Consider the following 21,648-nt stretch of genomic DNA (forward strand, 5'->3'; position numbering starts at 1 on the left):
GTTGTGTAGGCACTGCACTTATACCAGCCGGCGTGCTTTATGGCGATATGCAGCGACGCCAGCGATCGACTCGTCCCCGCCGCTCGGAGCGACGGGTGTCCGATCGCTGTCGAATGAGAACGCCCGTGCGATGGGGTCAATAGATGGCAGAGATCGATCGCTCACTTCGCATCCGCTCGTTTCTCAACGAGTGGGCGACCGTGCTCATCATCATCCTGGTTCTTGCGGCTGCCGGCGTCGGCTGGTGGGCGTATCAGATCAATCTCGAACCCAGCGTCGAGACCGAACAGCGGCTGACCGAACAGTGGTCGGAGTCAACCGACTACAGCCACAGCGCGCCGATCACTAACGACAGCCTGCCGTTTGCTGCCGGCGACCGAGCAAGTAACCGGCCACTCTACTACACTGCGCTCTCAAAACAGTTGGAGGGCACCTACAGCTACGAGTACACCGCTGACAGCGGCAGCGTTGCCGTTACCACCGACACCTATCTGCTGATCCGCGGCGGCCGGATGGAAAACGGCAATATGACCGAGACCTACTGGGAACTCACCGAGCCATTGGCTGTCGACAGCGAGACGCTTTCGCCCGACGAAACCCACCGCGTCGACTTTACGGTCAACATCATCGAGGTGTTGCGAACGATCGGCACCGTCGAACAGCAGCTTGATGCGACTGAAGGCATCGTCGACGTGCGGGTGGTGTCGGTCTCGGAGCTGTCCGGCACTGTCGAAAGCGACAGCGTCGAGACGACCTACCGGAGCGAACTGCCGATCGTTGTCTCGCCGTCGACGTTCCGGGTTGCGGAGGCCGAGACCATCGATGAGACACACGAGTCCTTCGAGACCGTTGAGGTCTTAGCGGAGCCCTCGCCGCTCCAAGCCTACGGCTCGATTATCGCCTTTGGGCTGGTCGTTATGCTGTTAGTTGTCATCGTCGGACTCCGGTACACCGGGTACACCGAACTGACCGACGAAGAAGAGGAGCTCCTTGAGATCGAACAGGCCCGCGAGCGGTTCTCCGAGTGGATCACCACCGGCGAGTTCCCCTCCGAGCGGGAGTACGAACAGACCGTCCTCGTCGACACCTTAGAGGGACTGGTGGACGTCGCGATCGACACCAACAAACGCGTCATCGAAGACGAGCAGTTGGGCGTCAGCACCGTGTTGGATGACACCTACATCTACATCTACATCCAGCCGGACTCCCCGGCCCGCGACTGGCTGGTGAGCTACGCGGATACGACCATCGACGAGTTCGATGAGTATGAGTTCTGATCCGGCGGGTGTCCCTCGATGAAACCCTCAGAGTTCCTGCAGTACGTCGCCGGCGGGCTGTTGATCGGGTTCATTCTCTTGTTGTTGGTGAGTCAACTCCTCGGCCAGCCGGCGATCGTCTTCGTCGAAACCGGAAGTATGGTGCCGACCCTCCAGCCAAACGATGGCTATCTCGCGGTGCCGGCGGTCATCGCGGATGATCCCGAGGTCGGCGATGTCATCCTCTTCGAGTCGCAGAATCTCGGCGGGGGTGAGCTGACGACCCACCGCGTCGTCGAGATCACCGACGAGGGGTATATCACCCAGGGGGATGCCAACCCCTTTACCGATCAGGATGGGGATGAACCCCCGTCTCGGAGGGCCAGATCAAATCCGTCGCGTTGACCGTCGGCGATGGGATCGTCGTGATTCCGGGGCTTGGGGCCTCCGTCACCGCGGTGCGATCGGTCGGCACCACGATCCAAAACGTTGTTCTCGTTCCCTTGGGGCTCGATATCGAGGTGACAACGCTGTCAACGGTGGCGATGGTCGCCGGCCTCGTGTTATTTGTCTACGGGACGGTCACCGGCGCGACCGACAAACGACAGCGAAGCCGGACGCGGGGTGGCATCTTCGAAAACGCCATCATCGTGATCGCGGTGCTCACCCTGGTCGTTATCATCCCGCTCAATATCTCGATGCTGTTGCCCTCCGGTGTCTACCAGTATGAGATCCTGAGCTCGGAGGCCCCGACCGACAACCCACAGATCATCCCCGTCGGAGGCGAAAGTGAGGTGACCTACGCGATACAAAACAGCGGCCACCTGCCGGTGATGGTCTTCTTGGAGGCCGCAAGCGACGGCGTTGCGGTCAGTGAATCTCAGATTTACGTCCCGAGACGCAGTACGGTAGAGACATCTATCACGATGCAAGCCCCCGATCAGACCGGGAGCTATCTGCGGTTTGTCCGTGAGTACCGGTATCTGGTTGTGTTGCCGCCGTCGCTGATCGCCAGTTTGCATGCGATCCATCCGATCGTCGCCATCGCGGGGATCAACCTCTTTGTCGGCGGCATCGTCGTCGGGGTGTTTGTGGCCACGGTTGGCACCGATCGGCTCCGGCTGCGCTCCAGAAAACGCGAACTCGAACTCGGCGAGGAACTGCGGCGGATCATGCCCTCGTTCCTGCTGCGGCACGTCGGCTCAGGCCCGCCCAGCCCACCCGCCGCATCGGAAAACGCCGCAAAACGCGGGACAAACTGGCTGCGCTCCGATGACACCACCGGCGGGCCAAAGCCGCAGCCACCCGAGCCGACCGAGTCGACGAGCGAGTCTGCCACGTCATCGGCTGCCGACGGCCCGCGATCAACGCTCACCGATTCGGAACTGGTCGCCGTCAACAACACGCTTGATGCGCCACCCGAGGCGGCCGGCCTTGACGCCGAGTCGTGGTCGCTGCCGCTGTTGCAGCGGTACCTGTTCGAGGAATACGGGATTGACTACCCACGCGAGGAGTGTAAGCGACTGCTGCGCCGGGCCGGTCATCTATCAGCGGACGCAGAGGTCGATAAGCCACCAGTCGACGAGGGTGGGGCCGATGCCGCCGATACTGGCCCTGGTGACGCCGATGATCCCGTCGTCGACCCGGAACTGCAGTCGGCGTTCGAATCCGCCTTCGAGACCAAACCATTGCGCGATCCCGAGGACGGCGACAGCGACGGTGAGATCGCCGACAACCTCGATGTCGACGACGAGGATCCCCCGACGATGTCGACGACTGGGATCCGACCGCGGAGCCAGTCGCCGAGGAGACGCTGTGGGATCCGGAAGCTGCTACGTCGTCGACCCCCGATGCTGTCGATGCTGATGCCGACGCTGCTGATGCTGCCGACGAGAAAGTCGATCACGACGCCACAGTTGACGACTGGGATGCTGTTGGCGACGACGTGGACAGCGACAACTGGGATGCTGACGGCACTGAGGGGAACGACGACAGCGACGACTGGGGAGAGGGTGGCGACGATCTCACCGCCCACGACGACTTCATGTCGCTGGGCGGCGGCGACGGTCTCACCGACGAACAGTATATGACGGTGGTCACTGCGCTCAATGACGCACCGTCAGCCGTCGATGTCGACACCGAGACGTGGACGCCGGCGGCGTTACAGACGTATTTGGCCGACACCTACGATGTTGCGTACCCCCGAGAGCGGTGTGTCGAGTTGTTGCGATCGGCTGGCCACGATGTCGAGGAGTAATACGGGGGCGTCCACCGTCGTATGCATATAGTATCGTTAAGTAGCTCCAGTTTGTCGCTCTTGAATAGAGCCGTTGTGTCGGCTACAGTCCGATGAGTTCGATCATTTCCCCCGATGCCCGCGAAAGTAAAAACACCCTCTTCAGCGTGTTGAGCAGCCACCGCCGCCGGTATGTGCTGTATGCCTGCAATCAAGCCGACGGCGAGACAACGCTGTCAGATGTCGCCGAACAGGTCGCCGCCTGGGAGTACGACAAGCCGATCGCCGAGATCACCTCAACCGAGCGAAAGCGCGTCTACACCTCGATCCAACAGCATCACCTCTCAAAGCTGGAAGATGCCGGGCTGATCACCGTCGACGGCGACCGGCTGGCCTCGACTGAGAAAGCCCAGAACCTCGATGTCTATCTCGAAGTTGTCCCCGAGGAGACGGTGCCGTGGTCGGTGTACTACCTTGGGTTGAGTATCCTCGGTGGTGTCGTTCTCGGCTTCAGCTATCTTGGCTGGTTGCCCGAGGGTGTTTCGATGGGCGTTGTGGCCGCGGTGGTGTTGGCGGCGTATCTGATCTCGTCGCTCGTTCATTTCAGCCAGTCAGAGCGCGTCAGCCTCGGCGACCCCGACGAAGAGCTGCTCTCTGCGGATGGCGATGAGCCGTCGTGATCGGTCACGTGCTCGCTTCCCGACACCTGTATAACACACGCTGATTCCATAGCGACCCCCGATCGCTTCGGCGTGGCTTACCGGCTTACAACACTGCGATTTTCGATGACAATCCCGGTGCCAGGCCTGATCGAAAAGGCGATGTGGTCGTCGACCTGTTGGCCCATGCCGGCGAAGCGACGCACGTTGATCCAGCGGTACTGCCGGCCACTGGAGTTGTCGACCGTGATATCGAGCAGCACGTCAGCTACCGCACGGAGTGGTTCCAGCGTTTCTTGCGGCAGCCCACTTGGTGAGAGCAACAGCACGATCGTGGTGCCCGTCGCCATGATCCGCCGAAAAAATGAGAGGATCCGCTGGACAGCCCGACGGTAGCCCCCTTGGCCGCAAGCGACGCAACGGTCGGATCATACAGGAGGATATCGCTGAACGTATCGAAGATAACGACATCGCTCGTCCACAGCCGTTGGGCGGCCTGCAGCCGTGAGAGCAGTTCCGGCTGGTCGTCCTTCGTGGAGCCGTTGAGATCACCGTACAGATACAACAGATCCCGCCGAAGCAGCGATTTCTGAACCGTATACGACAGCGATCGCATCTGGCTAAGGAAGCGCCCAAACTCGCGTTCGGTTGAGAGATACGTGACCGTATGGGACTGTTCACAGAGGCCGTAAGCAAACCGGCCAGCCAGGGTGCTTTTGCCGGAGCCATGGCGGCCCTCAACCGCAACGAGACTGCCCGTCGGCAGCCCACCACCGAAGGCGCGGTTTACCTGATCCCGGCCAGCCAGCCCGAGTGAGTAGATATGTTGCAGCTGCGGGGTCACGACCATACCCGCCGATTTGCCGTGAACGCATATAACCACCGGGGCCCGGATGCGCCTATACTTCGGGTGGTGATTCCCGACCGATGTGGATCGCCTGCCCCTCGATCGACTCAAAGGCGGCGACAAGCCCGCCGACCCGGATCTCGTCGTCGCCGGTGTCGACGAGCAAGGAGGCAACCGATTCGTTTTCGCGGAACTCGATGTCCTCGACAGCCCCGCTGATCACAACCGGCTCACCAGTTTGGGTATCTCGTCCCTCGACGGTCGCATAGAAGTCTCCCCCGAGGTCTCGGATATCCTTGACCGCCCGGCGGATTGAGGCGTATCGCCGCGGAAACGCCCGCTCGGTCGGCGTCGTCGACAGCGTTTCGGCGGTTGTCCACAGGACGGTCTCGAAAAAGCCCGAGACCAGAAAGCCAAGCGCGGAGCGACTGAAGATCACGCCGTAGCGATCCCGATCATCGCGGAGAGCATCCTGGGTCGCATAGATCGAATCCGTGCCGTCGGCAACCGCCAACACCGGTGTCGTGATCCCTTCGCGGGCCCGAACGGTCGTTGCGACCGCCTGATAGTCAAAGTCCGCCGGATCAGGGGCCTCACGGGCGGGCGTCACCAGGAGTTCGATACTGACGCCGCTATCGATCTGGGCTCGCAGGGTCTCCTCGAATTCTGTCACCAGCGACGGCGTCAGCGACAGTGTAAGTTCGTACTCGGCACTTTCGATAATCTCGGTGAGATAGCGAATGATTGTCGCCCGCGATTTGACCAACGACACCGCCTCGGTGTCTCGGGCCGGCGCGGTGTACCGGGCGGTGAGTTCGTCGACAAGTTCGGTAAACGACGACTGGAGGTCGCCGAAGGCCGTTTCGGGATCGATGGCGACGACCTGCATCGGCCGTGACTCCCGCAGTTCAACGAGGGAGCGATCCGAGAGGCTGCGCACCGTATCGTAGACCCGGGGTTGGGGGATGTCGGTACGGTCGGCGATCTCGCTGGCGGTGAGTTCCCCGTGTTCGAGGACGGCGAGGTAGGCGTCGATCTCATACTCGCCGAGATTGAACCGCTCGCTGACGTGTTCCAGCGTCATCCGGAGGTCGTCTGCCATACCGGCCTCTGACCGCCCGTGTGTATGAAATTTACTCTTTGCTGAGTTGCACCTTGTTTCGGAACACAGTACCTCAGGTTGGCGGCGTCGACCGCCAGCGAGATCGCGGAGGACAAGTCTTTTTCGCCGCGGCGGAGAGGTGCAGCCAATGACGACCACCCAACCGGCGGGAGCCACGGAGGCCGCAGCCGCCGAGGTGGCCACGGCGTTGCTGCCAGCGTGGCTGCAGTTCCCTGGCCACCGGATTGTCGCCGCGCTGCTCGTTGTCGCCCTTGGCGTCTCGCTGTCAAAGGTGCTCGTGAGCCTCCTGGGGCGGCCGATCGCCCGCCGGTTCGAACGCCAGAGCGTCGCCCAGATCGTCTTAGGCGGCGTTCGCGCCACCACGATCGCCCTCACGCTCATTGTCGCCGGCTCGCTTGTCGGCCTCCAGATCGGCAACATCGTCCTGTCGGTGACCGTCTTCTCGGCGGTCGTCGGTATCATCCTCGCGCCGATCGTCGGCAACGTGCTCAACGGGATCTTCGTGTTGGCCGACCAACCCTTCGAGATCGGTGATATGATCGAACTTGACGACGGCACCCGCGGCTTTGTCGACGACATTACGATCCGCTATACCAAGATATTCACCCTCGACAACACGTTTCTGGTCATTCCAAACGGCAACGTCCGCGACCGGGATGTGACCAACTACTCCGCGGAGGACGAACGCACCCGACTCTCGCTTGACGTGTTGGTTACCTACGAGTCCGATATCCCGGAGGCCCGCCGCCAGATGGAGTTGGCCGCCCGAGACACCGACGACGTGATCAACGGCGGCCCGGATATCCGGGTCGGCAGCGCGCGGTACCCCGCAACCCCCGGCTGTTTTATCGCTGATTTCGCCGACAACGGCGTGTTGCTTCGGTTGCGCTACTGGGTAACGAAACCCTACAAGATCGCCACCGTCGAATCTGCGGTCCGCACCGCGATCCGCCAGCGGTTCATCGACGCCGAGGCCACCCTTGAGATGGCCTACCCCCACCGGCAACTCGTCTTTGATGATCGCTCACGGCCTGCGCCGGGTGAGCTCCACTCAGAAGAGCCACCAGCAGCCGAGCCGGCTAGCCCGGTCGACGACGTTGCTGCGGATTCACCGTCCGACGACAGCTAATCCGGGATTGACGACCGCGTTCGCCGACGCTACGGATAGGGATGGTACGACCGATCCAGCCGCGGTTCGAAGCCCATTGATTCGGGCACCGAACGGGCGCGCTCCCCAAAATACGGCTCTCCGGTAAACAGCGGCTGGGCTTCCGGTACCACGGCCCGAACCGCCTCGAACCCAAGGGCGTCAACATCGCGGGTCGTCAGCCGCGCCGCGTAGGCGTCCAGATCAACTGCCGACAGCCGGTCACAAACAGCCCTCAATTCAGCCGCACCGGTCACCGCCGGCTCGCCAATCCTCTCGGCTGGAATCCGGCTGTCGGGGGCAACAAACGACTCGGCGGCCGCCGGCAGCTCCGCGTACTCGGCGATTGCGCCGCCCTGATCGGCGGCCATCTCGGGGCCCATCGTCCGGAGTTCCATCCAGTTTTGGAGGGCCTCAGCAAGGGCCGACCGCGCCGCGGAAACCGGATCAAGGTTGGCTCCCGAGCCAACGGCAAACTTGGGCCACTCACCGTCGCGGTGGACGGCGGCGGCCACGACCGGCACATCGATATCCTGTGTGACAAGCAGCAGGGTGACAGTCAGCGACTCAGCCCGTGCCCGCTTGGTCAACTCGTCGACAACGTCGTCGTCGTCGACCGTCAGCCCCAGCGGCTCGAACGTCGAGTACCACGCGAGCATCGTCGCGTCGCGTTCGATCACCTCATACAGCCCCGCGAGCACCGCCTCGACCGGCGAGTTTCCGAGGCCAAGCCCGGTCGTGATCGCCGGACGGTATCGCTGCGTGGGCGGCGGAAACCAGACAAACTCCGCCGGCAGCGACACCCCTCGCCGTCCGGCAGCGATCGCCCTTCGATCCAATCGATCCGGTGGTCTGGCTCCGGGTGGTCGAATCCCTCTGGGCGCACAAACCGACGCGGCGAAATTGGGGCAGCCAGCGTTCGTTCCGACCCACGGGTCGCCGCTCGCGTTCGATACACGCCAGCACTGTATCGCTCAAGTGCCTCACCGATCGCTTTCATGTAGGCCCGATCCCAGTCAGGGTCGACCCCGGCAGCGAAGTCGGCGGCCGCTGTGTCACTGAAGCCCGTGGTGTCGGCGATATCGGCGATGTAGTAGGGCACCGGGAACGACTCGCGTTCGCCGACGCTTGTGACGAGGCCGACCCGCTCGTCGACGGCGCGCTCGGCTCGCGTCAACGCGTCGTCGACGTCGACGCTGCGATGGGTCAGTGGGAGCGACCGCGAAGGCCCCTCGTCGCTCCCGCAGTCACAGTCCGGCACCGACAGCAGGTGTCGCTCAGGGCCTGGAAGCTCTCTGATTGTGCCGGCGGTGGCCTCGCCAGCCAGCAGCGAGATGAGCCGGTTGCCGGCGATAGCTCCGGCCAGCCGCACCGTACTGCGATTGCCGTGAGGACTCTCACCGGATGCGTCCTCGTGGGCACCAACTCGGTGGGTCAGACAGCGATAACAGGCTGTATCAGGGCCAAATGTCGTCACTGCCGCGTCGATATCGCCGATCGGGTAGCCGCCGAGACCACCGATCTCGACAGCAACCCAGTGGTCAAAATGAACGGTTGCCGCCGGAAACACTTCCGCGCCAGTCGGGGCGACGACCGCCCCGGTTGCGGGCAACGAAGTGCTATCGTCGCTGAGGGCTGCCGGCTCGATTTGGCGGACAGTACCGTCGATATCCTCGGCGGCGGCCGCGATGGCGTCGACAGCGGGGCCGCGACCGCAGACCGCGAGTTCCATACGTCGGCCATGACGGCACAACGCAAAAACGGGTCGACTCCGGCCGCTTAGCTGAGTATATCTGTGGCGACGGCAGCGAGGGTGTCGGTGGGGGCCTCCCGCAGTCGGTCGTCGCCGAGTTGGAGGCGGAGCCGCGGCCGCCCGACGTCGATCGGTACCTTCTCTGTGGTGATGACGCCGGACTCCTCCAGTCGGCTCTTGGTTCGTGAGAAGGTGGCCTTGCTGGCGATGCCGACATCCTCACCCCACTTTGAGATGTCATACAGCAGCACCTCGTTTTTCGCGGCGATGAGCAGTGAGATCGTCACCTCATCGAGGCCATCGCCGTCGCCGCGAGCCGTCTCAAGGGAGGCCAGCAGCTGATCGAAATCCTCGCGGATGGCTGCGCCGATCTCCTCGGCCAGTGTGGCTCGGATCTGTGAGATCGCGGGGGTTCGCAGTCGGAAGGGATCGGCTGCTGCCCACTGATCGGCGATGGTCTCCCGGGTTGTTTCGACGAACTCGCTGTCGTCGGTACGGAGCCCGGCGACCTGTTCGCCGGCGGCGACGACGGCTGTGACCGCCTCCTCGGTGAGAATCAGCGAGTTCGCCGTCGGCGCGTCGAGTGTCCGCACCGCAAGCGCATCGTCGGCGATCAGATCCGCGGTGCGGCTGGCGACCAGAAAGTCCTCGAAGGTGGCTTTGAGCGCGTCCTCGGCGGCCAACAGCCGCAGTCGGGGAAGCGAGTCGGCGTCGCTGGCGACATCGACAACCGCCGCAATCGTCTCGGGGTTGGATCGATGAGCCAACAGTCGTTGCTCGCCGCGGTCAGTGTCGTTGTGAGCAGCTCTCGGCGGTCTGCTGTATGTGTGTTCGACGCCATCTTGTTGAGCGAATTAGGGGCGAAGCAACACTTAATATTATCGACGAGCGGAGCGTTCATTACTCGATTTTTGGCTAAATTAAGCGACTGGCAGCGCTAATAAATCTCTGTTGTCGGCCACACTGCTGCCCCGATCAACTGGTGGGCTGACCGTGTACAGACACACTTATTGGCCTGAGCGGCCCCCTTTCAGTATGGACTACGAGCAGGTTCGTGCGGTCGATTCGGCGGTCGCAGACGCCCTTGCCGGCGAGGATACTCGGCAGGAAGAGACGTTGGCAATGATCGCCAGCGAGAACCATGTCAGCAAGGCAGTACTTGAGGCACAGGGCAGCGCGCTGACCAACAAGTACGCCGAGGGGTATCCGGGCAAACGCTACTACGCCGGCTGTGAGTACGCCGACGAGGTCGAACAGCTCGCAATCGACCGCGCGAAGGAGCTCTGGGGGCCGAACACGTCAACGTCCAGCCGCACTCGGGCACCCAGGCTAATCAGGCCGTCTACTTTGCGACCCTCGACCCGGGCGACAAAATCCTCTCCTTGGATCTGACACACGGCGGCCACCTCAGCCATGGCCATCCCGCAAACTTCGTCGGCCAGTTCTACGAGGTCGAACAGTACGAGGTCGATCCCGAAACCGGCTATCTCGACTACGATGGGCTCGCCGAGATGGCCGATGAGTTCGATCCCGATATGATCGTTTCGGGGTACTCTGCTTATCCGCGTGAGGTTGAGTGGGAGCGAATTCAGGACGTTGCCGACGACGTGGGTGCCTACCATCTTGCTGATATCGCTCACATCACCGGCCTCGTCGCCGCCGGCGTCCACCAGTCACCGGTCGGTGTCACCGACTTCGTGACGGGATCGACCCACAAAACGATCCGTGCCGGTCGCGGCGGTATCGTGATGACCAGCGAGGAACACGCCGACGACATCGACAACGCGGTCTTCCCCGGCGGACAGGGCGGCCCGCTCATGCACAACATCGCCGGCAAGGCCGTCGGCTTCAAGGAAGCCCTCCAGCCAGACTTTGAGGAGTACGCCCAACAGGTCGTCGACAACGCCGACGTGCTGGCTGAGACGTTTGCCGACCACGGCTTCGAGGTCGTCTCCGGCGGCACCGACACCCACCTCGTGCTTGTTGATCTCCGCGAATCACACCCTGATCTGCCGGGCGGCGAGGCCGAAGACGCGCTCGCTGAGGCCGGGATCGTCCTCAACGCCAACACCGTGCCGGGCGAGACACGCTCGCCGTTCAACCCCAGCGGCATCCGCGCCGGGACGCCCGGCCTGACGACCCGCGGGTTCGATGAAGAAGCGACCGCCGAGGTCGGTGAGTTGATCTACCGCGTTGTCGACAACCACGACGACCAGCGCGTCATCGACGAGGTCAGCGAGCGGATCGACGAACTCTGTGCGGCCTATCCGCTGTACGAGTAACCTGACCGACGCTGTCCACCCCCGGCGTCTGACCTGCGTCTGACGGGTTCTTATTACTGAGCCACTATTTTACTCGACGTGTATTCCAGCGTGCACCTGTCGGCCAGCCCATGGGGGAGTCGGGCGGCGACACCGCGTCTTCGCACGCTGATCACGTCGCAGCTATGAGTTCCACATCCTGTTCCACCGGCGACCGCTCACTCGGCGATTCATCGCCGCCACCTGAGGAGGTACCGCTCTCGGCAACCGATGAGGCATCGCCATCACAGTCGACGCCGGCATCACACGCTCAGGCTGACGGCACTGTCGATCACGCCGGTGGGTTCGAGTTCGATCTTGATCTCGAACACCACGATCCGGTCGTCCGACTCACCGAGGCCTACGAGCGTGGCGACATCACAGCCTCCCTGTTAGAACGAGCAGAAGTCGAGGCCCTCCAAACGTTTGTCGTTCGCGCCGAAACCGAGGCCTTTGACGTGCGATCAAATCCCGATCTTGAGGCCGCCGTCCGGATCGCTCGCTCGATTATTCACGAGCGACACCGAGGATAACAGCGCGCGAGAACTGCTGAAAACTGTGTTTCTGAGCGTTTATGAGTCGCCGCCGGTGTCGCCGCCCAGCAGCGTCGATTGGAGCTTCTTCCGCCACTGTGAGAGATCGTCGAGTTCGCCTTCGATATCACTGATGCGCTCGCCGACATCGCCCTCCTCGGAGAGCCGGTCTTCGAGCGTCGCCACGTCGCTGCCGATGGACTCGATCTCTGCGGACAGCGAAGAGAGTTCCTCGGCGTGTTCATCGAGTGTTGCCGCCAACTCCGCGCGGTGATCATCGGACGCCTCGAAGCCTGCGTCGACCTCCTCGCTGAGGTCGCTCAGTGAGTCGGCGACACCGTCGACCTCCGCTGACACATCGGCGATGTCGGCCTCGTTGTCTGCGGTTGTCTCCTCAGGGCGTCGATCGCCTCGTCGTGGGCGTCTGTCGTCTCATCAAGGTCAGTAATCGACTCGCCGTGGTTGGCGGTTGTCTCCTCTAGGGCGTCGATCGCTGCGTCGTGAGCGTCGGTTGTCTCGTCGAGTCCCTCGATCTCCTCGGCGTGGGCGTCAAGCTCGTCCGACAGATTTGTCTCGACGGTATCGATCTCCTCGTCGATCGCATCGACCCGATCCTGTACCGCATCGATCCCGCCGCGGTGGGTTTCGAGCGTGGATTCGATGCTGTCGATAGTTTTGTTGTTGCTCCACAGCTCGTCTTCAAGCTCGTTGACGTCGTTTTTGAGTTCGGTCAACGCCGTCTCATGCGAGCGCGTCTCTGACTGGAGGGCTTCGACATCGGCCTGCATCGAAGCGAGCTCTTCGCGGGTGGATTCGATGATCTCGCTGCCCGTGCCGTTCTCGCTGAGGAACTCCTCTAAGGCCGAGGTGTAGGCCTGGAGCTTGCTCAACTCGGTTTCCAGCCGCCGGATGCGGGCCTCGTATTGGCCGCTGCCGACGGAGGCCTTCTCGACGGTTTCCTTGATCCCGTTGATGCTGTCGAGGAGTTCCTGCCCGATCGCTGACTCGGCGCGTTCGGCTGCCGCGACGACATCGGCCTCGTCGCTGTCGGACAGTGCAGGCTCCTCATCAGCTGTTGAAGCCGGCACCTCGGCGGGCTCCTCCTCGTCGTCCGATTCGTCGGCGGCTGCGTCGTCAGCCGGCTCTTCGGCCGTGTCCTCATCGGGCGACGCCTCGTCGTGGGTTGCTGTCGACTCCTCGGTCTCAGTTGCGGCCGCGTCGGCCTCACTCGACTCCTCGGTAGCGTCAGCTTCGTCGTCCGGGGACTGTGCGTCGTCGGTGGTGTCGGCTGTGTCGTCGGTCATAGATTGGGTAGTTGCGGTGGTGTCTTCGGCTGGCGATACGTCGTCGGTCGTCGAATCGGCCTGCTCGGCCGTCGAAGCCTCGTCAGTCTGCGCCTCGGGTGGCAGTTCGACGGCGGCCTCGTATTGATCGCGGGTGTCTCTGACGAAGGCGACCCGGGTGTCGGTTTGCGAGGCGACCTCGGCGTTTGACAGCTCCGGGTTGTTGAGCACGACGCGAAGCACGTCGGCTTCGGCCTCGTCGATCAGCGCGTCGTCGGGATGCAACGGCTCGGCATCGGTCGCTAACTCGACAGTGTCGTCGGTGAGCGACGCCGACTCCTCGGTAACGTCGGCCGCTGTCTCGGCGTCAGTTACCTCATCACGATCGGCTTCATCGTCGATACCGTCTGTTTCGTCGTCGGTGTCGACCGTCTCGTCGTCGGTATCGACCGCCGCGTCGTCGACAGCGGTCGCCTCGCTATCGGCGTCCGCCTCGATATCGCTGTCGTCATCAGCAGCTCCTCGACATCGTCATCACCATCTTCCTCGCCGTCGACATCGACGCTGGGCTCCGCGGTAGTACCTTCGTTGTCGACGTCGCTCGATGCGTCAGTCGCAGCTGCCGTCGCCGCAGCTGTCTCGTCGTCGATGTCGGCGGCACCGTCGGGATCGGTGATCTCGATCTCGGGTTCCTGCATCCACTCGCTGAGGTTCGATTTCAACGCCCCCTCGTAGGTGTAGGCGGTCCGAACCCCGTCGCTGTCGATCCGGGTGCTGAAGACGAGCTGGTCGTCTTCGATCGTCCACGCCAGGTCGTCGTCGGCTCTGGAGGCGACGCGGTTGGCATCGGCGGCAGCCGGGATCGGCTCCCGGATGGTGACAGTCTTCGGCCCCGGCGACCACAACCGGATGTAGTACTCGATGCCGGCCGGGCCGTCGTCGAAGTCCTTGTACGACTTCGTTACCGTGATATCGTCTTTGTTTATCGGCTCCATCGCTCTGTCATTACCATTCGCTACCGAACGAGTGTACTTAGTAGTATACCTTACCCGAGACTCACACCCCATGGCGTCGCATAGCCGTCGATCAGCGGGCTTTATTCGGAGCGCCGTCGTGGGGGTGGTATGGATGGGGTGCCAGCGGAGCGATGTGGCTACGCGTGGCCGCGGGACTGCGATCGCGTGGCAGTCGCCACCGGCCGGCCGATCCACCAGTCGTGTTGCTTCCGGCCCACGCTGGCCGACGCCGATCGCTGTCTCTGGCATGCTGATCGAACACCGAAGGCAGCGACCGCGCTGGCCGAGGCCTGCCCGTCGCCGGCGATGCGTGCACAGCACCGCACCGTCGCCCACCTGCTTGATGGTGCGATCCTGCGGGACTGCCAGCTCGGGACGGCGGTGCCACTGGCGAATACCGCGCTCACCGGGGCCGACCTCACCCGTGCCGATCTGACCGGGGCCACGTTGACGAATGCCGACCTCGGCGGGGCCCTGTTAGGCGAGGCGACACTCCGAGGCGCGGATCTCCACAATGCTGGGCTCAGTCGGGCTGACTGCCGCGGGGCTGATCTCAGGAATGCCGATCTGACCGATTCCCTGCTGTGGCAGACAAATTTGGCGGGGCTGACCTCTCCGGGGCGGATCTGACCGATGCCTTCCTCTGGGGGCTGATCTGACCGATGCCGATCTCACCGATGCGGTGCTCGTCGACGCCAACATCGAGGATGCCGATCTCACCGGCACGACCCTCACGCAGGCGACGCTGTGGGCCAGCCAGTGACCGCCCGCCGTCACGCTCTTGCTGGTGGCTGTCGAATCACTCGTTAGCAGTGGCTACGACGGGACTGAACGCAGACCAAACGGGGACGCTTTCGCCATGACGTTCGACGCCTTCACCGACGCCGACAGCGATGACGGCGACGCGCGGATCATCCTCCATGTCGATATGGACTGCTTTTATGCGTCGTGTGAACGGCTCCGTGAGCCCGAGCTCCGTGGCGAGCCCCTCGTCGTCGGGATGGGCTATGCGGCCGGCGAACCCCATGGCGCGGTCGCTACAGCGAGCTATGAGGCCCGCGACCACGGGATCGAGAGTGCCCAACCGATCAGTCAGGCCCTTGAGTCGCTCCCGCGGGCTGCCGAGACCGACGCGGAACCGGCCGGCCACTACCGCCCTGTCGACCTCGATTTCTACGAGGAAGTCGCCAGCGACGTGAAGGAGATTCTCCATGACTGCGCCGCCGTTGTCCGTGAGGTCAGCATCGACGAAGCGTATCTCGATGTGACCGACCGCACGAGTTGGGGCCTCGTCGACGACGCGGACGGCGATGCCGATAGCGACGACAGTGATGCCGACGACACCCGGACGATCGCGGAGGGGTACGCCCGCCATGTCAAACAGCGGATCAGCCGCGAGGTCGGCGTGCCAGCAGCGTCGGCGTCGCCCCAAATATGGCGACCGCGAAGGTTGCCAGCGATCACGACAAGCCCGACGGGCTGACTGTCGTCCGGCCCGCTGAGGTGGCAGCCTTTCTCGGGCCGCTGCCGGTGGCGGCGATCCACGGCGTCGGGCCGGTGACCGAGCGCGAACTCGCCGAGATGGGCATCGAGACCGCCGGCGACCTCGCGGCCGCCGATCCGACCGTCCTTGTCGATCGCTTTGGTGAGCGCGGCCGGGAACTCGTCGCTCGCGCCCGTGGCGACGACGACCGCGAGGTGACACCAACCGGTCGCCCGAAAAGTCTCTCCAGAGAGTCGGCGTTCACCGAGGCGACCGAGGATCCAGAGGCCAAACGTGAGCGGGTCAGTGCGCTTGCAGCCGATGTCGCCGCCCGCGCCCGGAGCCGCGACGCGATGTACCAGACCGTCGGGATCAAGGTCGTCACCCCGCCGTTCGATGTCAACACGCGTGCCTCCTCGCTGTCCGGGCCGGTTGACGACCCCGACCTTGTCGAAGCGATCTCCCTTGAGTTACTCGAAGAGTTTGCGGACACACCGGTTCGCAAACTCGGCGTTCGGGTCTCGAATCTCAGCTTTGCCGCGGGTGAGCAGGCCAGACTTGATGGCTTCGACGCCGCAAGCCTCGCTGCTGGTGAGTCTGCTGGCGACGCCGCCGATATCGACGCCGACAGCGACTGGGCGAATCCCGCCCCTGTTGAGCACGCTGTCGACATCGACGCCCAACTCACTGACTGGGTCGACGACGAGAGCGACGGTGGGGGCACTGATGGCCCAACACGACCGACCACGAACGACGACGGGCAGTCCTCGCTCGGATCGTTCGACTAACGTCAGACAGCCGGCTGACACCACCGACACAACCGACAACAGGAACTATGTGGGCTCACACAGACGAATAGGTAAATGAGCAGCGAGGAAACCATCACGGTCGCGGACGTGAGTGCTGGCCCCGGCGGCACCGACGCCATCGCCCCCGGGACAGCCGTCGAGTTGCCGGTCGTCGATCTCCTCACGGGCCGCGGCTTCATCACAGGCAAAAGCGGCAGCGGGAAATCAAACACAGCCTCGGTGATGCTGGAAAATCTCCTTGATAACAACTTCCCTGTCCTCATCGTCGACAGTGATGGGGAGTACTATGGTCTCAAGGAAGCCTACGAAATCCTCCACGTCGGGGCCGACGAGGAATGCGATATCCAGGTCACCGCCGATCATGCCGAGAAGATCGCCTCCTTGGCCCTCGAAGAGAACATCCCGATCATCCTTGACGTATCGGGGTATCTCGACGACGAGGACGCCAACGAACTGCTCTTAGAGACCGCCCGCCACCTCTTTGCGAAAGAAAAGAAGCTGAAAAAGCCCTTCCTCTTGGTCATCGAGGAGTGCCACGAGTACATCCCTGAACAGGGCGGGATGGGCGAGGCCGGCAAGATGCTGATCAAGATCGGCAAACGCGGCCGGAAACACGGCCTCGGGATCGTCGGCATCAGCCAGCGCCCGGCCGATGTGAAGAAGGACTTCATCACGCAGTGTGATTGGCTCGTCTGGCACCGGCTCACCTGGCGCAACGACACCAAAGTCGTCGGGCGCATTCTTGGCTCGGAGTACGCCGACGCCGTCGAGGAGTTGGCTGACGGCGAGGGCTTCCTTGTCGCCGACTGGTCAGACGATATCCGCCGGGTGCAGTTCCACCGCAAGGAAACCTTCGACGCCGGGGCAACCCCGGCCTTGAGGATATCGAACAGCCGGAGCTCAAATCGGTCAGCGACGATCTGGTCTCTGAACTCACTCAGATCTCCGACGAAAAGGCCCGCCGCGAAAGCGAGTTGGCTGACCTCCGTCAAGAGCTTGATAAAAAGGACGCCCGAATCAAGGAACCAGAACGCGAACTTGAGGAAGCCCGCGACCTGAGCCGGATGGCCGACCAGTTTGCCCAAGCGATGTTGCAGCGATCCGAAGCCGCCTACCGCGGCCCAGATGAGCCCACCGACATGGCCGCTGACTCGGAGGCTGACACAGCCCCCGCCGACAGCGCGACGACTGACACCGAGACAAGCGGGGCTGAGATGACGGCCGACGGCGTCTTCGGCGATGATCTCACGCCGGCTGATTTCGCCAACGCGGTCGCCGAAGCCGCAGAAGACGACGCCACGGCGGCTGAGGCCATTGCCAACGAGGCGACCAGTGACGACGATAGCACGGACGAGACAGCATACGACGGCTCGGCCCCGATCGATCCCCAGCCGGTCGATCCCTCGGAGGTAACTGGCCCCGAGGAAACCACAGGGTCGCCCGGTGGGAGCGCGCCCACGTCGACGCGGTTCGGTACCGTCACCCGCAGCGACATCGCCGAGGAGGCCATGGAGTTCGTCGAGGCAGTCGAACACGGCACCCGCGAGGCGGTCGTCACAGAACTCAAAGACCGCATCGCCGACCTGCCGCTGCGATCGGTTGGGATGTTAGAACATTACCGCGAGGATGAAGAAAGCGACCCCGTCTCAGCGCATATCGCGGCCGGCGGCGACGACGACCACCAACTCGCCTACAGCCGCAACCGGCCGCTCCGACAGTCACAGCTGATTCGCCACGTTGGTGAGGGCCGCTACCGGTACGCGATCCCAGAACTCATCCGGGAGGCCTACGCCGATACGCTCACCGACAGCGAGCTGGCGACGATGGTACAGTCAGTCGAAGCCAGCTTTCTCGATGATGTGTCCGAGCCAGAATAAGGCGACCGTCGCTTAGAGCCCGGAGACGAGATCTTCGAGGGCGGCCCGCGGATCGTCGGCTTTGGCGACCCCGCTGGCCAGCAGGATCCCCGAGGCACCGAGCTCTTCGGCGGTCGTTACGTCGTCGCCCGTTGAGATTCCTGCACCACAGTAAACGTCGACGTCCTCGTCAACGCCGCCAGCGGCGGCGACAGCGTCGGTGACGATATCCGGATCGGCCGTGGCGACCGATACATCACCGCCGATGAGTTCCGGCGGTTCGACGGCGACCGAATCCGGCTGCAGGGCCGCGGCGGCGGCGATCTGATCTGGGTTGTTTGCACAGACACAGGTTTCGAGGCCGGCGCGTTCGGCGGCCCGTACCGCGGCGTCGATGTCGGCGAGCTTGCGGCGGTTTTCCGAGTGGTTGAGCAGCGTCCCTTCCGCGCCGGCCTCGGCGACGGCCTCCGCGAGCGTGCTGCCGGTGAAACTACCGTAGCCGTTCGGCGAAACGTGTTGGGCCCACGTTTCGACGCCGGTGTCGGCGACGGATTCGAGGTGGGCGGCCTGCGGCGAGACAGCGATGCGGACGCCGGCGTCCTCGGCGACATCGCGGGCGGCGGTGGCGACTTCGATCGGATCACACGGATACGCTTTCAGGTTCACCAAGATGAACATACCTCATGGTTTGTCGCCGGGGTGATATAGCTTCATCTTTCGGCCGCCGGCCCGACCTGTCAGAATTGTTCACAAATTATCAAATACCTCCCGTGGTAAGGTGGCTGGTAGTAGGGATGTCGTTGCGAGAGCTCATCGCGGATATCGAAGCCCGCACGATGACGCTGACGGTCGTCAACACACCTGATTCCGTCGTCGACGACCTCCGCGAACAGTATGAGGATCGACATCTCACTATCGATACCCGGACGCTTCCGGAGGAGCCCGAACAGTTTGCGATCCTCAGCCGCGAGGATGCCTTTGTGACCGCGGTTTCCTTAGACGACATCTACCGCCCCCAGCGGCAGAGCAGTCGACAGCAACGGGCGTCGAGCGAAGCCCGATCCTTGATCACCTCGATGAGACGCTGTTTACCTCCTACTCGATTGAGGAGATGTTTATGGCCTCCCGGGAGATCGAGGATCGCGCCTGGCGGATCGGCAGCGGGGAACTCCACGCTGGGTTTCAGACGCTTTCAGTGTTGGATGGCCAGACAGACGCCTACAACCAACTTGGTGAACACACCGCGCTGTCGGTACACACCTACGCTGCACCGGTCAACGACAGCCCGGTCGTGCCGGATCACGAACACTTCACCCTCCACATTGAAAATGACGAGGAGATTCAGAAGACCTGGTTTGTCGCCTACGACGGCGACGGCGTCGACGAAAACATGTGTGCGCTGTTAGCCGAGGAGCGCGGCGACCGGGAGTTCTACGGCTTTTGGACGTACGATCCGAAAACCGTCGAATACCTGATCGGCTACCTCAAAGGCAACTACGGCGATGTTGGAACGACGGCCGATCTCGACGCCGACGAGGACTCACACGTCGTCTGAGTTGACCGTGATCAGTCCTTCCGTTCGACCACGTCGCCCAGCGTCATCGACCCGGTGGATTCGCCTGACCACTCGGTGTCGTCGACATCGGCTCCCTCGGTGAGCGTGATATCGAACGCCGATTCGAGTTTCTTGCGGACACCGTCGCTTGGCAGGACGTCGCCGCGTTCGAGCTTTCGGATGAGACTCGCCTTCTCGTTGAGATTGTTGGCGAGTTCCTCCTGGGTGAGGCCCTCACCCTCGCGGGCCTCCCGGATGCGGTCGTCGTAATCGCCGGCGATCTCGTCCATGTCGTCGAACATGTCCTTCCGGCGTTGATTCGAGGAGCTACCCGAGTTGCCCGTCGATCCTGTCGACGTGGAACCGCTGCTCCCGCCCGAAGCGCCGGAGCTACTGCTGGAGGTCGAATACTTGCTCGATCCCGACGACGAGGATTCGGTTTTGACCTCCGTCCCGAACTCCGTACACTCGTCACAGAGTTCCAGTTTCGCCCCTTCGACTTTTGTGGTGGTGAGCGACGACTGCTCGGCACCACACATCTCACATTGGGCCATACGCACCGATACCGTATCCCCCGGTATAAAGCATGCGCCGTCGGCGACTTACAGATCGTTCCACGCGCCCCAGAACCGCTGGGCGGCGGTGATATGGCCGATGATCGCAAAGAAGGCCAGAAGCAACGCAACAACCCCGTAGCCTGCCACAATCGGGTCGCTGACGACGGCAGCCGCGACAGCAGTCAGGCCGATCAACGCCAGCCGATCGGCCCGCCCGACGAGGCCGCCGTAAGCCCGCCCGAGGCCGACCGCCTGGATCTGCGTGCCGAGATACGAGGTCATCAACACGCCGGTCACAGCGAGAAAGCCAAGCGCGAAGTTGCCGACGCCGGCCGCGAGGCCGCCGATGATCGTCAGATCGGCATAGCGGTCGATCACGTGATCCAACAGATCGCCGCCGGCAGAGGCGGTCTCCTGCCGGCGAGCGAGCGCGCCGTCGATCAGATCCAGCCACCCGTTGGCGAAGACGAAGACAGCCCCAGCGACGTAGAACAGCGGATCGGCGATGACGAAGGCCACAGCCGCGGCGACCGCGACCCCAAGCGAGATGACGCTGACGCTGTTCGGCGTCAACCCGATTTTGTCGGCCCCGGTGACAAACGGCGTCAGCAGCCGGTCGGCAACCGGTCGAAGTCGATCGAGTGTCATCCGACGAGATACCCCGTGAAGTCGACGCCGCCGGCATCCGGCTCGCGGTCGCCGTTGCGGACGGCGGCGATCTCGGCGGCTACCTCACTCGGCTCACGGTCGGTTGTGTCGATCTCGTAGACAGCTTCGGCGCCGTGTTGGTCGACCGCCTCCGAGAGTACGACATCGAGGGCCTCGCTTTCGGCATTTTCGCGGGCTTTGGCGTCGGTGTCGCCGCGATCACGCAGCCGGGTTTCGAGTTCGCTCGGCTCACACCGAAGGACGACAACGCGGTCGGCCTCAATATGGTGAGCGAGATGTGATTCGAGGATCCCACGCCACTCACCGAGATGCGCTCTGACGGCGTCAAGATCGGTCACCAGCGAGTCACGCTCAGCGTCGCGCTCGCTGTAGAGATCGAACTCGCGGATCGCGTCGTTGAGATGGATGATCTCCGCGTCGGTGTCACCGGCGAGGTGTTCGGTTGCGGTCGTTTTGCCGGTGCCGGGCGTGCCAGTGACAACCAGTGTTTCGGCTACGTCGTCGCTGGCTGTCGATGCAGTTGTCGTCGCGTCGTCGGTCATCATTGGGTCATCGGTCGAGGTCGG

20 protein-coding genes and 5 pseudogenes are annotated in these 21,648 nt (G+C 63.2%); 13 read left to right on the forward strand and 12 right to left on the reverse strand.

The window, feature by feature from the left end; translation table 11 throughout:
* The first annotated feature begins 143 nt into the window (after positions 1-143).
* From ACFQJB_RS05120 to ACFQJB_RS05140, 5 genes are all read left to right on the forward strand, one after another.
* Positions 144-1,277 carry a DUF5305 domain-containing protein gene (locus ACFQJB_RS05120; RefSeq protein ID WP_379724682.1) on the forward strand — a complete coding sequence of 378 codons (1,134 nt, stop codon included), beginning with the start codon at positions 144-146 and terminating at the stop codon, positions 1,275-1,277.
* A gap of 18 nt (positions 1,278-1,295) precedes the next feature.
* Positions 1,296-1,661: a signal peptidase I gene (locus ACFQJB_RS05125; RefSeq protein ID WP_379724685.1), complete on the forward strand. Its 366-nt coding sequence runs from the start codon at positions 1,296-1,298 to the stop codon at positions 1,659-1,661.
* Positions 1,658-3,346: a hypothetical protein gene (locus ACFQJB_RS05130; protein ID WP_379724688.1), complete on the forward strand. Its 1,689-nt coding sequence runs from the start codon at positions 1,658-1,660 to the stop codon at positions 3,344-3,346. Before ACFQJB_RS05125 ends, ACFQJB_RS05130 begins: the two co-directional genes overlap by 4 nt.
* The gene (locus tag ACFQJB_RS05135) at positions 3,343-3,513 is read left to right on the forward strand and encodes a winged helix-turn-helix domain-containing protein (RefSeq protein WP_379724691.1); all 171 of its coding nucleotides are present in this window, start codon (positions 3,343-3,345) and stop codon (positions 3,511-3,513) included. The genes ACFQJB_RS05130 and ACFQJB_RS05135 overlap by 4 nt, the downstream gene beginning before the upstream one ends.
* Before the next feature lie 92 nt (positions 3,514-3,605).
* Positions 3,606-4,172: a DUF7344 domain-containing protein gene (locus ACFQJB_RS05140; RefSeq protein WP_379724694.1), complete on the forward strand. Its 567-nt coding sequence runs from the start codon at positions 3,606-3,608 to the stop codon at positions 4,170-4,172.
* A 77-nt stretch (positions 4,173-4,249) separates the two neighbouring features.
* Here the strand turns inward: ACFQJB_RS05140 and ACFQJB_RS05145 are convergent, their stop codons facing one another.
* From ACFQJB_RS05145 to trmB, 3 genes are read right to left on the reverse strand one after another with little or no spacing between them, the layout of a single operon-like run.
* The gene (locus ACFQJB_RS05145; RefSeq protein ID WP_379724697.1) at positions 4,250-4,414 is read right to left on the reverse strand and encodes a hypothetical protein; all 165 of its coding nucleotides are present in this window, start codon (positions 4,412-4,414) and stop codon (positions 4,250-4,252) included.
* A gap of 5 nt (positions 4,415-4,419) precedes the next feature.
* Positions 4,420-5,001, reverse strand: a complete 582-nt coding sequence (locus ACFQJB_RS05150; protein WP_379724700.1) for an ATPase domain-containing protein — start codon at positions 4,999-5,001, stop codon at positions 4,420-4,422.
* A gap of 49 nt (positions 5,002-5,050) precedes the next feature.
* A complete protein-coding gene (trmB, locus tag ACFQJB_RS05155) occupies positions 5,051-6,100 on the reverse strand; it encodes an HTH-type sugar sensing transcriptional regulator TrmB (RefSeq protein ID WP_379724703.1) in 1,050 nt (349 codons plus the stop codon).
* Positions 6,101-6,248: 148 nt separating this feature from the next.
* On the opposite strand from trmB, the gene ACFQJB_RS05160 reads away from it, so the two are divergent.
* The gene (locus ACFQJB_RS05160; protein WP_379724705.1) at positions 6,249-7,250 is read left to right on the forward strand and encodes a mechanosensitive ion channel family protein; all 1,002 of its coding nucleotides are present in this window, start codon (positions 6,249-6,251) and stop codon (positions 7,248-7,250) included.
* Positions 7,251-7,279: 29 nt separating this feature from the next.
* Here ACFQJB_RS05160 and ACFQJB_RS05165 read toward each other — a convergent pair.
* A pseudogene (locus ACFQJB_RS05165) lies at positions 7,280-9,000 on the reverse strand (YcaO-like family protein).
* 47 nt (positions 9,001-9,047) lie between these two features.
* A pseudogene (gene tbsP / locus ACFQJB_RS05170) lies at positions 9,048-9,862 on the reverse strand (transcriptional regulator TbsP).
* A gap of 194 nt (positions 9,863-10,056) precedes the next feature.
* Here tbsP and glyA point away from each other — a divergent pair.
* Both glyA and ACFQJB_RS05180 read left to right on the forward strand, forming a co-directional pair.
* A pseudogene (gene glyA / locus ACFQJB_RS05175) lies at positions 10,057-11,303 on the forward strand (serine hydroxymethyltransferase).
* Positions 11,304-11,467: 164 nt separating this feature from the next.
* Entirely contained in the window at positions 11,468-11,854 is a 387-nt protein-coding gene (locus ACFQJB_RS05180; protein ID WP_379724708.1) for a hypothetical protein, read from the forward strand.
* A 39-nt stretch (positions 11,855-11,893) separates the two neighbouring features.
* Here ACFQJB_RS05180 and ACFQJB_RS05185 read toward each other — a convergent pair whose 3' ends face one another.
* From ACFQJB_RS05185 to ACFQJB_RS05195, 3 genes are all read right to left on the reverse strand, one after another.
* Positions 11,894-12,211 carry a hypothetical protein gene (locus ACFQJB_RS05185; protein ID WP_379724710.1) on the reverse strand — a complete coding sequence of 106 codons (318 nt, stop codon included), beginning with the start codon at positions 12,209-12,211 and terminating at the stop codon, positions 11,894-11,896.
* Complete coding sequence (locus tag ACFQJB_RS05190; RefSeq protein WP_379724713.1) at positions 12,175-13,422, reverse strand: hypothetical protein; 1,248 nt, start codon at positions 13,420-13,422, stop codon at positions 12,175-12,177. Before ACFQJB_RS05190 ends, ACFQJB_RS05185 begins: the two co-directional genes overlap by 37 nt.
* An 86-nt stretch (positions 13,423-13,508) precedes the next feature.
* Positions 13,509-14,132 carry a hypothetical protein gene (locus tag ACFQJB_RS05195; RefSeq protein ID WP_379724716.1) on the reverse strand — a complete coding sequence of 208 codons (624 nt, stop codon included), beginning with the start codon at positions 14,130-14,132 and terminating at the stop codon, positions 13,509-13,511.
* 129 nt (positions 14,133-14,261) lie between these two features.
* On the opposite strand from ACFQJB_RS05195, the gene ACFQJB_RS05200 reads away from it, so the two are divergent.
* The 4 genes and pseudogenes from ACFQJB_RS05200 (at position 14,262) to ACFQJB_RS05215 (ending at position 18,322) form a co-directional block, all read left to right on the forward strand.
* A complete protein-coding gene (locus tag ACFQJB_RS05200) occupies positions 14,262-14,783 on the forward strand; it encodes a pentapeptide repeat-containing protein (protein WP_379724720.1) in 522 nt (173 codons plus the stop codon).
* Between the two features lie 25 nt (positions 14,784-14,808).
* A complete protein-coding gene (locus ACFQJB_RS05205) occupies positions 14,809-14,916 on the forward strand; it encodes a pentapeptide repeat-containing protein (RefSeq protein ID WP_379727960.1) in 108 nt (35 codons plus the stop codon).
* Positions 14,917-15,012: 96 nt separating this feature from the next.
* Positions 15,013-16,424 (forward strand): annotated as a pseudogene (locus ACFQJB_RS05210) (DNA polymerase Y family protein).
* 75 nt (positions 16,425-16,499) lie between these two features.
* A pseudogene (locus ACFQJB_RS05215) lies at positions 16,500-18,322 on the forward strand (helicase HerA domain-containing protein).
* Positions 18,323-18,334: 12 nt separating this feature from the next.
* Here ACFQJB_RS05215 and tpiA read toward each other — a convergent pair.
* Positions 18,335-18,979 (reverse strand): triose-phosphate isomerase, encoded by a 645-nt coding sequence (tpiA, locus tag ACFQJB_RS05220; protein WP_120103140.1) that lies wholly within the window; start codon positions 18,977-18,979, stop codon positions 18,335-18,337.
* A gap of 439 nt (positions 18,980-19,418) precedes the next feature.
* Here tpiA and ACFQJB_RS05225 point away from each other — a divergent pair, with 439 nt between their 5' ends.
* Positions 19,419-19,856 (forward strand): DICT sensory domain-containing protein, encoded by a 438-nt coding sequence (locus ACFQJB_RS05225; protein ID WP_379724723.1) that lies wholly within the window; start codon positions 19,419-19,421, stop codon positions 19,854-19,856.
* An 11-nt stretch (positions 19,857-19,867) separates the two neighbouring features.
* Here the strand turns inward: ACFQJB_RS05225 and ACFQJB_RS05230 are convergent, their stop codons facing one another.
* Genes ACFQJB_RS05230 through ACFQJB_RS05240 form a run of 3 tightly spaced genes read right to left on the reverse strand, consistent with a single transcriptional unit; the run spans position 19,868 to position 21,624 of the window.
* Positions 19,868-20,410: a multiprotein bridging factor aMBF1 gene (locus ACFQJB_RS05230; protein WP_379724726.1), complete on the reverse strand. Its 543-nt coding sequence runs from the start codon at positions 20,408-20,410 to the stop codon at positions 19,868-19,870.
* Between the two features lie 48 nt (positions 20,411-20,458).
* The gene (locus tag ACFQJB_RS05235; protein WP_120103137.1) at positions 20,459-21,061 is read right to left on the reverse strand and encodes a CDP-alcohol phosphatidyltransferase family protein; all 603 of its coding nucleotides are present in this window, start codon (positions 21,059-21,061) and stop codon (positions 20,459-20,461) included.
* On the reverse strand, positions 21,058-21,624 hold the full coding sequence (locus tag ACFQJB_RS05240) for an adenylate kinase family protein (protein ID WP_379727962.1): 567 nt from the start codon (positions 21,622-21,624) through the stop codon (positions 21,058-21,060). The genes ACFQJB_RS05235 and ACFQJB_RS05240 overlap by 4 nt, the downstream gene beginning before the upstream one ends.
* Positions 21,625-21,648: the final 24 nt, after the last annotated feature.

It is taken from the genome of Halonotius sp. GCM10025705 (genome assembly GCF_042662885.1).
Lineage (GTDB): Archaea > Halobacteriota > Halobacteria > Halobacteriales > Haloferacaceae > Halonotius > Halonotius aquaticus.